This window comes from Vreelandella sp. L-25, assembly GCF_056857535.1.
The window spans coordinates 1-8,504 of the sequence record NZ_JBSXNH010000070.1; the positions used below are offsets into that span (position 1 = coordinate 1).

The 8,504-nt window shown below is 57.1% G+C and carries 12 protein-coding genes and 3 pseudogenes; 8 read left to right on the forward strand and 7 right to left on the reverse strand.

Annotated features, from left to right (window positions below):
* Nucleotides 1–148: 148 nt before the first annotated feature.
* Nucleotides 149–559 carry a hypothetical protein gene (locus AC13CN_RS11685; RefSeq protein ID WP_253557449.1) on the forward strand — a complete coding sequence of 137 codons (411 nt, stop codon included), beginning with the start codon at nucleotides 149–151 and terminating at the stop codon, nucleotides 557–559.
* A gap of 87 nt (nucleotides 560–646) precedes the next feature.
* On the opposite strand, the gene AC13CN_RS11690 is transcribed toward AC13CN_RS11685, so the two are convergent.
* Together AC13CN_RS11690 and AC13CN_RS11695 are read right to left on the reverse strand one after the other, a co-directional pair.
* Nucleotides 647–940: a type II toxin-antitoxin system RelE/ParE family toxin gene (locus AC13CN_RS11690; RefSeq protein WP_058579745.1), complete on the reverse strand. Its 294-nt coding sequence runs from the start codon at nucleotides 938–940 to the stop codon at nucleotides 647–649.
* The gene (locus tag AC13CN_RS11695; protein WP_044630393.1) at nucleotides 940–1,179 is read right to left on the reverse strand and encodes a type II toxin-antitoxin system ParD family antitoxin; all 240 of its coding nucleotides are present in this window, start codon (nucleotides 1,177–1,179) and stop codon (nucleotides 940–942) included. The genes AC13CN_RS11690 and AC13CN_RS11695 overlap by 1 nt, the downstream gene beginning before the upstream one ends.
* Nucleotides 1,180–1,273: 94 nt before the next feature.
* On the opposite strand from AC13CN_RS11695, the pseudogene AC13CN_RS11700 reads away from it, so the two are divergent.
* A pseudogene (locus AC13CN_RS11700) lies at nucleotides 1,274–1,485 on the forward strand (Txe/YoeB family addiction module toxin).
* A 3-nt stretch (nucleotides 1,486–1,488) separates the two neighbouring features.
* A pseudogene (locus AC13CN_RS11705) lies at nucleotides 1,489–1,890 on the forward strand (transcription termination factor Rho); the annotation flags it as partial.
* On the opposite strand, the pseudogene AC13CN_RS11710 reads toward AC13CN_RS11705, so the two are convergent.
* Nucleotides 1,882–2,157, reverse strand: a pseudogene (locus AC13CN_RS11710) (DEAD/DEAH box helicase); the annotation flags it as partial. The pseudogenes AC13CN_RS11705 and AC13CN_RS11710 overlap by 9 nt on opposite strands.
* A 93-nt stretch (nucleotides 2,158–2,250) precedes the next feature.
* On the opposite strand from AC13CN_RS11710, the gene AC13CN_RS11715 reads away from it, so the two are divergent.
* Together AC13CN_RS11715 and AC13CN_RS11720 are read left to right on the forward strand one after the other, a co-directional pair.
* Nucleotides 2,251–2,673: a hypothetical protein gene (locus AC13CN_RS11715; protein ID WP_044630396.1), complete on the forward strand. Its 423-nt coding sequence runs from the start codon at nucleotides 2,251–2,253 to the stop codon at nucleotides 2,671–2,673.
* Between the two features lie 9 nt (nucleotides 2,674–2,682).
* On the forward strand, nucleotides 2,683–3,153 hold the full coding sequence (locus tag AC13CN_RS11720) for a YehS family protein (RefSeq protein WP_253557447.1): 471 nt from the start codon (nucleotides 2,683–2,685) through the stop codon (nucleotides 3,151–3,153).
* Here AC13CN_RS11720 and AC13CN_RS11725 read toward each other — a convergent pair.
* A complete protein-coding gene (locus AC13CN_RS11725) occupies nucleotides 3,150–3,905 on the reverse strand; it encodes a class I SAM-dependent DNA methyltransferase (protein ID WP_253557446.1) in 756 nt (251 codons plus the stop codon). The two genes, AC13CN_RS11720 and AC13CN_RS11725, sit on opposite strands and share 4 nt — an antisense overlap.
* A 220-nt stretch (nucleotides 3,906–4,125) precedes the next feature.
* On the opposite strand from AC13CN_RS11725, the gene AC13CN_RS11730 reads away from it, so the two are divergent.
* A complete protein-coding gene (locus AC13CN_RS11730) occupies nucleotides 4,126–4,536 on the forward strand; it encodes a DUF4019 domain-containing protein (protein ID WP_062374610.1) in 411 nt (136 codons plus the stop codon).
* 50 nt (nucleotides 4,537–4,586) lie between these two features.
* On the opposite strand, the gene AC13CN_RS11735 is transcribed toward AC13CN_RS11730, so the two are convergent.
* Nucleotides 4,587–5,189, reverse strand: coding sequence for a YqaA family protein (locus tag AC13CN_RS11735; protein WP_062363240.1), 603 nt, complete (start codon nucleotides 5,187–5,189; stop codon nucleotides 4,587–4,589).
* A gap of 7 nt (nucleotides 5,190–5,196) precedes the next feature.
* Complete coding sequence (locus tag AC13CN_RS11740; protein ID WP_062363238.1) at nucleotides 5,197–6,006, reverse strand: DUF1206 domain-containing protein; 810 nt, start codon at nucleotides 6,004–6,006, stop codon at nucleotides 5,197–5,199.
* Nucleotides 6,007–6,217: 211 nt separating this feature from the next.
* Between AC13CN_RS11740 and AC13CN_RS11745 the strand changes: the two genes are divergently transcribed.
* On the forward strand, nucleotides 6,218–7,072 hold the full coding sequence (locus tag AC13CN_RS11745) for a methylated-DNA--[protein]-cysteine S-methyltransferase (RefSeq protein WP_058579751.1): 855 nt from the start codon (nucleotides 6,218–6,220) through the stop codon (nucleotides 7,070–7,072).
* Here the strand turns inward: AC13CN_RS11745 and AC13CN_RS11750 are convergent.
* The gene (locus AC13CN_RS11750) at nucleotides 7,069–7,989 is read right to left on the reverse strand and encodes a glutaminase (RefSeq protein ID WP_044630403.1); all 921 of its coding nucleotides are present in this window, start codon (nucleotides 7,987–7,989) and stop codon (nucleotides 7,069–7,071) included. The two genes, AC13CN_RS11745 and AC13CN_RS11750, sit on opposite strands and share 4 nt — an antisense overlap.
* A 224-nt stretch (nucleotides 7,990–8,213) precedes the next feature.
* On the opposite strand from AC13CN_RS11750, the gene AC13CN_RS11755 reads away from it, so the two are divergent.
* Nucleotides 8,214–8,504 (forward strand): helix-turn-helix domain-containing protein (locus AC13CN_RS11755; RefSeq protein WP_483053173.1); only part of this gene is annotated, 291 nt, incomplete at its 3' end.

The following is an 8,504-nucleotide window of genomic DNA, read 5'->3' on the forward strand; positions in this document are numbered from 1 at the left end:
CTGGTCCAGCAAAAGCGCTCATTGAGATTGCTTCCCGTCATCCCGAGGTCATTCGAGAAGGCATCGAGCTACGGGGTTAACAAGCGGCTGTTGTCGGACGCGCCTACGCTGCGCTCCGGCACGCCGCAAAGCCGGGCGTTAAATGCCTATGGATAAGCCTGAAGGGATCGCGAAATACCACGAGTTGGCCAAAGACGCAGGGAATCGCCTACGGGCCTATATTCTCTCGGTTTCGTCAGGTGGCACTGGTGTGTTTTTTCTCGCACTTACCAAATCCGGTGGCAGCGAGTTGTCTGCTACCGACAAGTGGTTGCTGTCAGTCGCGCTGGTCTCATTTGTTGCTACAGTAGGTTTGTGCTTGTACGAGCTTCGAGTTGACGCAAAAAGGTTCTTTGCGCTTGCAAAGGAGTTGAGCAAGCCTGAACCCGAACAGAGCTGGGAGCAAAATGAGCAATACAAATCAAAGCGTTATTGGCTCATCCATGGCTCATACGTCACACTTGCTGTCGCCATTGGGGCAACAAGTTTTTACCTGGTTCGTGCCATCTTCAGCATTTAACCAAGTGTTCCAGTTCGTTCCGGGCCTGACGGCCCTCCACCGGATGCCCTTTTCGCTGCGCTACAAGGGCACCGCTGAACAACGGCGTTAAAGATGCTGCTCCACATCCATACTGTTGTGGAGAATTCGGATGACAACGATCCTGGATTCCGTACCGGCTCTGTAAAAGATAACATGACTGCCCTGACTGAACTTTTTGTACCCTGGTTTTATGTCACCCGTATCGCGGCCAATATCAGGTTGGCGAGCGAGCAGCTTGAAAGCATCGTCAAGCTGCCTGAGGTACGTATCGCGTTGGCGCTTTCCCCACTTTTCGGTGGTGAAGCGGCCTATCTCGACAACGTCTTTTCGGGCAGAGGAAGTGAGCAGGTATGGACGCATCAGTGAGCTTCGTTGTCCAGTTCTGTAATAACGCTTTCAAGGGAATACTCTGCGATTCCGCTCTGTTCGCCTTCATCCAGAAGGCGTTGGAGCCGTTCAAGCTTACTTTCCGTTTCTTCAAGCAGACGCAGTCCGGCACGTACCACCTCGCTCACCGAGCCATAGCGGCCCTTTTCAACCTGAATGGCTATAAACTCATCAAAGTGGGGGCCGAGTGTAATGCTGGTATTTCTAGCCATGGGGAGACTCCTATACCAAATATTGGTATATCATGGCAAAGCACCCATAACAAGGCAAGGCAGGCCGACGCGATAAAGTCGCGCCGCTGCGAAGCTGGCCTCCCGCGGCCTCAAACCAAAAGCGCAGGAACGGCTAGCGCTGGTAGCGGAAGACCTATACCGCAAGCCGCCTTCGTTTGAGAAACTCGTGGGTGATCTTGCGGGGTTCTATTCATGCCGCATCAATATTCAGCATCACCTGGTCTATCAAGTGCTCGATGACGAGCGAGTGGTGGAAGTTCTCAGGCCTGGAGCCACTATGAATAATGCATAACCAACGGCTGTTGCGGATGTATTAGCCTTCTCAACGGCACCGCCATTTATCCTTCCCCGCGCCTTTATCTGGCCAATGGCGTTCGTGAGCACAGTGTGCGGGCGATGGATTTGATCACGCCCATTAGCATGGGGCAGCGCGGGCTGATCGTGGCGCCGCCGGGGGGGGGGGCAGGGAAAACCACGCTGTTGAAGCATATCTGCCAGGCCGTGGCGGCGGCGTATCCCGAGATCAAGCTGTATGCCCTGCTGATCGATGAGCGCCCAGAGGAAGTGACCGATTTCAAGCGCAGCGTGACCGCCAAGGTGCACGCTTCGTCGTCTGACGAGAGCTACGCCCACTATGCGCGCGTGGCCGACAACCTGCTGCAAACGGCGCGCAGGCAAGCTGGCGAGGGCCAGTAGCCTGCCCGGTGTGGCCACCAGAATGTCCACGCCTTCGATCAAACGCTCCTTTTGGGGCGCGGTATCCATACCGCCGTACGCGGCCATTGAGGTGAGCGGGGTATGCTTGGCGTATTGGGCCACGCTGGCTTCCACCTGAACCGCTAGCTCGCGGGTGGGTACGAGGATCAGCGCACGAATGCGTTTACCGCGCAGCGGCTCTGCGGCTTTGCTGAATTTTTCCAGCAACGGCAGCACAAAGGCCGCGGTTTTGCCCGTGCCTCCATCCCAACCAGGTATAATCCTGTCATGACGCTAAACGCACACGCATGTAGGGCGTTTTGTCTCCATTCCGAATGAACAGAGTCGTGGTCGATGATTAACACCAAAATTTACAAGGCGGTGTACGAGCTTGCCGAAAAGCTGATGAAGGCGGCTGCCAAAGATGACCGCGCCACTTTTGAAGCGCTGTATGCCGAGCTTGAGGCGATCTGCACCGAGCACGAGAATACCGGGAAAGACCACCCAGAGCAGTGGGAAACCCTGGCCGACTTCACCGAAGAGCTAGAAGACGCGCTGCCCATCTACCAAAAAGCGCTGGATAAGGCGGTAGCCAAGCAGTCGAACGACCACATTGCCTCGATTGGTTTTTCCATGGCGGCACTGCAAGTGGAGCTGGGCGACAACCAGGCGGCGATTGAACGCTTGCAGCAGGCCCAGGCCAGTGCCCACACTATTGAAGATAACGAACTTAAAGCAGAAATTGATGAGCTGCTGGCAACATTAACTACCGGTTAGGACCTGATTTTGACCAACAACGATATTTTTCGCCGTATCCGCTACACCTTTGATTTAAAAGACAATACCATCGTGGATATCTTCGCGCTGGCAGAAGTGCCCGTTACCCAGCCGCAGGTCACCGCGTGGCTAAAAAAAGACGAAGACGACGCTTTCGTCACGATGAAGAACCGCGAGCTGGCCGCGTTCTTGAACGGTTTTATCAGCTTTAAGCGCGGCAAGCGTGAAGGCCCGCAGCCTGCGCCAGAATCGCAGCTGAACAACAACATGGTGTTCCAGAAGCTGCGCATCGCGCTGAACATGAAGGCAGAGGATATTTTAAAAGTGTTCGATCAGATGGGCCTGCCGCTTAGCCCTCACGAACTCAGCGCGTTTTTCCGCAAGCCCAGCCACAAGAATTACCGCGAGTGCAAAGACCAAATGCTGCGTAATTTCCTGATGGGCATTCAGCGGCAGCTTCGCCCCAACGATAACGGTTAAGCGAGGTGCTCGCGTTTCACACATACGAAGATCGCATTGCCTGAGACGTTATCCCAGGGCGTGATGGTCTGGTAATCATGCTCAAACACGTGCACCTCGAAGGTAGGCTCCAGCAGGGCGATGAGTTCGCTAAAACTGACGGCCACCATGGGGTGCTCGTCGTACCACACCTTCGTTGTCTCCGCCGTGGTCTTTTCGATGCTCAGCCGCAGCGACTGCCGCTCCCCTTGGCCGCTGTAGTGCCACCCGGAGCGGAAAGTGAACCTATCCTCCGCCTGCTGGACCGTGTGCTTGACGAACAGCGCGTTGTCGATCCGCTGCTTATCCACCGCGTTGAAGCAGAACACGCCGCCCTCGTTCAAGGCGCGGTGGGCACTGGCGATGCAGTCGCCGAGCTTGTCCAGGCCATCGCTGTAGTGGATGGAGTAGAGAAAGCAGGTGATGAGATCCAGCGGCTCGTCGACCTCAAAGCTGCTCATATCCTGCAGTGAGAAGTGCGCCTCTGGGCAGCGTTGGGCGGCAATATCCAGCATCGGTTGGTTAATATCCAACCCGCTGCTGGTGTAGCCAGCATCCAGAAAATAACGCACGTGAGGGCCGGTGCCGCAGGCTAAGTCCAAATGGCGTTTGCCTTCATTACCAAAAATTTGGTGCAGGCGACGAATGGCGTGGCTTTGGGCCAGGTAGTCGATGTCGACGCACATCAAATCGTAGTAGCCAGACAGGTCGGTGTAGAGCGCGTTGACGGACATAGTGGCCTAATGGTGAGGGCTGACATAAATGAGGAGGCGCATAGTAAACGAGCGGTTGGAGTTTGAGAAGGCGTAGGAGTGGCTTGGCCAAGCGGCGATCAAGTTTGCACTCTTTCACAGCCTGGCTAGCGCTTTAGGGTTAATGTGATTAAAGAAATTGTGTGATGGTCCGATAACTACTAAAGTCGCACGACACATTCGATTGCCATACGAGGCTGCCATGCTAAAACCCTTTGCTCTCATTCTCTATGCGTTGCTCCTGGCGATGACTTCTTATGTACAGGCGTCTACCACCGAGGCGGCGGAAGCGGCCGCGCTCGCTTGGCTGGAAGCGATCGATCAAGGTGAATATGAGCAGGCTTGGGAAAAGTCGTCGCCGCTGTTGAAGACGCCGCTTTCTCCCACCATGCTGCAGCGCGTGGTGACGCTGGCCCGCAACGATTTGGGCAGCGTCGAGTCGCGGCGGCGCATCCGCATGTCGCAGTACACCTCGATGCCTGGGGCGCCGCGCAACGACTACAAAGAGTTCGCTTTTAAAACCCAGTTCACGAATAACCAGCGCGTGGTCGAAGTCGTCACGCCACATCTGGAAGAGGGCACGTGGCGAGTGAGCGGCTACTACGTGCAGTAACGTGATTCGCGCCCATCAATAGCCGCCAACGTTGGCGGCTAGTGTGTTTTCTACACGATCAGCCCCGCCAGTGCCTGCATCCCCAGGACTAGCAGAAGCACCACACTGCCCAGCGCTAGGCTGGTCTTCAGCGCATGGCGTTTCCACATGCTTTCCACTCGGTGCCCAAAACGGTGTACCAGCCATGCTAGTCCGTAGTAACGCAGCCCGCGGGCGATGAGGGCGGCCAGGGCGAACAGCGCGATGGGGTAGCCCGAGAGCCCGGCGGTAATCATCGCCACCTGAAACGGAATCGGCAAAATGCCAATGGCGAGAATGGCTGCAAAGCCGTACTGGTCAAAGAAGCCTTGAAACGCCTGATAGCTCTGCTCCATCCCCATAAATTCGATAAACCACGTGCCGAGGGATTGGTAGAGCACCATGCCCACGCCGTAGCCCACTATCGAAGCCACTAAACAGCCCAGCGTGGTAACGGCGGCAATAGCCCAGATGCGCTGCCGGTTCACTGCCATTAGCGGGATTAATACCAGTTCAATGGGAATCGGCAGAATAATGGTTTCTAAAAAGGAGAGGGTGGCGAGCAGCCACAACATATTTTTCGAGCCGTTAATACGCTCAAACCACTGCTTTGTACGCGTTGATGTAAAGGCCATAGGAGCGCTACAGGGAAGGGTTAATACGGCGGTAAACAGCGGTTAATAAGCTATACACGCCAAACGCAAATAGCCCAACAGCCACAAACGCGAGCAGCCACTGGCCCAAGGCTTGGCCTCTTAACGTGCTGAACACTTCGGTCGTGCCGCCCGCTTGGTTAGGGTTGAACTGGTAAGCCGCTAGGATAAAGAAGCTGCCAACCATAACAAATACCAAGCCACGCACCGCTAAACCAAAGCGGCATACTGGGTAAGCCCAGCGCTGCACTTTGGCAGGCATTGAGAAGTGGCGGTCGAATTTTGCTTTCCAGCCTTTAATGGCATGGGCGATGCCCGCGCCAATCAGCGCAATGCCGACTGCGGCCACCAGCCAGCGCCCGAAGGGCTGCTGCATCAGCCAACTGGCCGCACTTTCAGAACCATCTCCTGAGCCGCTAGAGCCGCCGATATGAACCACAAGCTTGGCAGCAAAAAAGGCCAAGAACGTATGCGTAACGGCGCTAACCAGCAAGCCCCCGCGAATCGCCAGCCCTTTAGTGCCGCTGCCGTGGTGATCAGTATCCTGAAGGGCTTGCAGCGTGCGCCATACGGCATAGCCCACTAACCCCAATGCAATAACGCCCAGCAGCACTTTGCCGAAGGGGGCGGTTAGTACGCTTTCAAGCGCGCCGCGGCTGCCTTCGGTTTGGCCGCCTTGGCCAAACGCGGCGAGCGCGGCTAAGCCGCCTACCAGTAAATACACGACCCCCCGCGAGGCGTAGCCCAAGCGGGCGAACAGTTTTACCGCATCCCGTTGGTTCGGGGGGGTACTGTCCATGATGTCCTCCTGACGTAAATGGCAATGGCGATCCTTCCGGAGGCCCATACTGTGGGTGTAGGGAGATAATGTCCAGCGTAGCGTTTATTGGGCATTTGGCGATAAAAGGGATGCAAACTGAGCAAGATTCGGGTGGGCCCTGGGGCCTTCGCTGGTTAAGCTTGAACTACTGTGAGCGTTATCCCTTAGCCTTACCCGTGAGATAGAAGCAATGAACGACTACGCCCGCATCGAAAAAGCCATGGCCTTTATGGTGGCCAACGCCACCCAGCAGCCGAGTTTGGAGACGGTGGCGGCGCAGGTGCATTTGAGCGCGTTCCATTTTCAGCGGCTGTTTTGCCGCTATGCAGGCGTTAGCCCCAAGCGCTTTTTGCAGGCGCTGACGCTGGCGCGGGGTAAACAGCTCATTGCCTCGGCGCAAAGCCTGGCCGATACCGCCCAGGCGCTGGGGCTAAGCGGTGGCTCGCGGCTTTACGATCATTTTGTGACACTGGAAGCGGTCACGCCTGGCGAGTTTAAGCGCCAAGGGGAGGGCGTGGAGATTGCTTACGGCATTCATCCCACGCCGTTTGGCGAAGTGTTGGTGGCAGCGACGCCAAGGGGTATTTGCCGAATGGGGTTTCTGGCCGCCACGCCCGAGGCAGAGATGCTGGCTCAGCTCGCCGCTGAGTGGCCGCGCAGTACCGTGCGCCACCGGCCAGAGGCGACCCGCTATGCCGTCGATGCGCTGTTCGAGCCAGGGAAAACGGCTGCGCCGGGGGCGCTGTCGCTACACGTACGCGGCACCAATTTTCAGCTGAACGTTTGGCGAGCGCTGCTGATGATTCCGGACGGGCAGCTTGCCAGTTACTCCCATATTGCCCAGGCGCTGGGGGCGCCGAAATCATCGCGGGCGGTGGGTAATGCAGTGGGGGCTAACCCGGTGGCGTTGTGGATTCCCTGCCACCGGGTGATTCAGCAAAGCGGCGCGCTAGGCGGCTACCGTTGGGGGCTAGATGTGAAACGCAAAGTGCAGGCCTGGGAAGCTGCCCAGTACGCTGAACAGTTGGAAAGCGCCCACGGCTAGTGCCCAAACACCGACCAGCCGGTGCGTTGTACGAACATCTCCAGCGCCCGTGCGCCTAGTAGGCTGTTGCCATAGCGATCTAACCCTGGCGACCATACCGCCAGCGAACCGCGCCCCGGCGCGATGGCTAAAATGCCGCCGCCCACGCCGCTTTTGCCTGGCAGGCCCACGCGAAAGGCGAACTCCCCCGAGGCGTCGTAGTGGCCGCACATCATCATCAGCGAGTTGATCCGCCGTGCCCGCTGGGGCGATACCACCCGCAGGTTGCTGGGGCGGTTGACTCCATCGGAGGCCAGAAACAGCCCGGCGTGGGCCAACTGTTCGCTGCTCATGGCGATAGCGCACTGGTGAAAGTAGGTGCCGAGCACTTTATCGACATCGTGGCGCAGCCGCCCAAAGGCTTTCATAAAGTGGGCTAGCGAAGCGTTGCGATCTTTGTGCTCCATTTCCGACGCAGCGACTTGATGATCAAAACAGATGCTGTTGTCGTCTGCGATGTAGCGCACAAAGCTCAAAATTTCGGCCAGAGTCTCTTTGGGTTCGTGGCCCATCATAATGGCATCCACCACCGCAATGGCCCCGGCATTGATGAACGGGTTGCGCGGTTTGCCGCCCTCATGCTCTAGCTGAACGATGGAGTTGAACGGGTCGCCGGAAGGCTCGCGGCCTACTTTTGACCACAGTCCATCGCCCCATTTCCCCAGCGCAATGGTCAAGGTAAATACCTTGGAAATACTCTGAATCGAGAAGGGCGTGGTCGCGCAGCCCGCCGAAAAGCGCTCGCCCTCTACCGTGGCTAGGCTAATGGCAAACTGGCTGGGGTCTACATGGGCAAGCTGAGGGATGTAATCAGCCATTTTGCCGCGCTCGGTTTCCTGGGCCAACTCGGCGGCAATATCGTTGAGTAACTCTTGCATCTCGGGCGTCGTCGTTTGGCAGCGGGAGCCGCTACCCTAGCGGAAAAAAGCTCGGCTGTCTGCCTGTTATCCGGCCCTTCCACGACGCACCTTGTGAAGCCTGAGGGCGCACGATTTAATCAAAATGCGCGTCAAACCTCGGCCTTTTAGGCCGAGGCAGGATAGCGCGAGGCGCGCAGCGCCTCTTAGTTGACATGCTAGATTTACCACGTTAATTTTTAGCCATGACGACCGTACACCGTGCCTACCGCTATCGGTTTTATCCCACGTCCGAGCAAGCTGACCAGCTTGCCCGGACGTTTGGCTGTGTGCGCTATGTCTACAACCACTTCCTGCGCCAGCGCACCGATGCCTGGTTCGAGCGTCAAGAGCGCATGGGCTACAACGCCACCGCCAAAGCGCTCACCACCCTCAAGAAACAGCCGGACACGGCGTTTCTGGCCGAGGTGTCCAATGTCTGCTTGCAACAGTCGCTCCGGCATCTCGACCGCGCCTTCTCAAACTTCTTCAAAGGT

Coding starts and splice junctions, on each gene's coding strand:
- AC13CN_RS11685 (WP_253557449.1), top strand. CDS start 149: ATGGATAAGCCTGAAGGGATCGCGAAATACCACGAGTTGGCCAAAGAC.
- AC13CN_RS11690 (WP_058579745.1), bottom strand. CDS start 940: ATGCGTCCATACCTGCTCACTTCCTCTGCCCGAAAAGACGTTGTCGAG.
- AC13CN_RS11695 (WP_044630393.1), bottom strand. CDS start 1,179: ATGGCTAGAAATACCAGCATTACACTCGGCCCCCACTTTGATGAGTTT.
- AC13CN_RS11715 (WP_044630396.1), top strand. CDS start 2,251: ATGATTAACACCAAAATTTACAAGGCGGTGTACGAGCTTGCCGAAAAG.
- AC13CN_RS11725 (WP_253557446.1), bottom strand. CDS start 3,905: ATGTCCGTCAACGCGCTCTACACCGACCTGTCTGGCTACTACGATTTG.
- AC13CN_RS11730 (WP_062374610.1), top strand. CDS start 4,126: ATGCTAAAACCCTTTGCTCTCATTCTCTATGCGTTGCTCCTGGCGATG.
- AC13CN_RS11735 (WP_062363240.1), bottom strand. CDS start 5,189: ATGGCCTTTACATCAACGCGTACAAAGCAGTGGTTTGAGCGTATTAAC.
- AC13CN_RS11740 (WP_062363238.1), bottom strand. CDS start 6,006: ATGGACAGTACCCCCCCGAACCAACGGGATGCGGTAAAACTGTTCGCC.
- AC13CN_RS11745 (WP_058579751.1), top strand. CDS start 6,218: ATGAACGACTACGCCCGCATCGAAAAAGCCATGGCCTTTATGGTGGCC.
- AC13CN_RS11750 (WP_044630403.1), bottom strand. CDS start 7,989: ATGCAAGAGTTACTCAACGATATTGCCGCCGAGTTGGCCCAGGAAACC.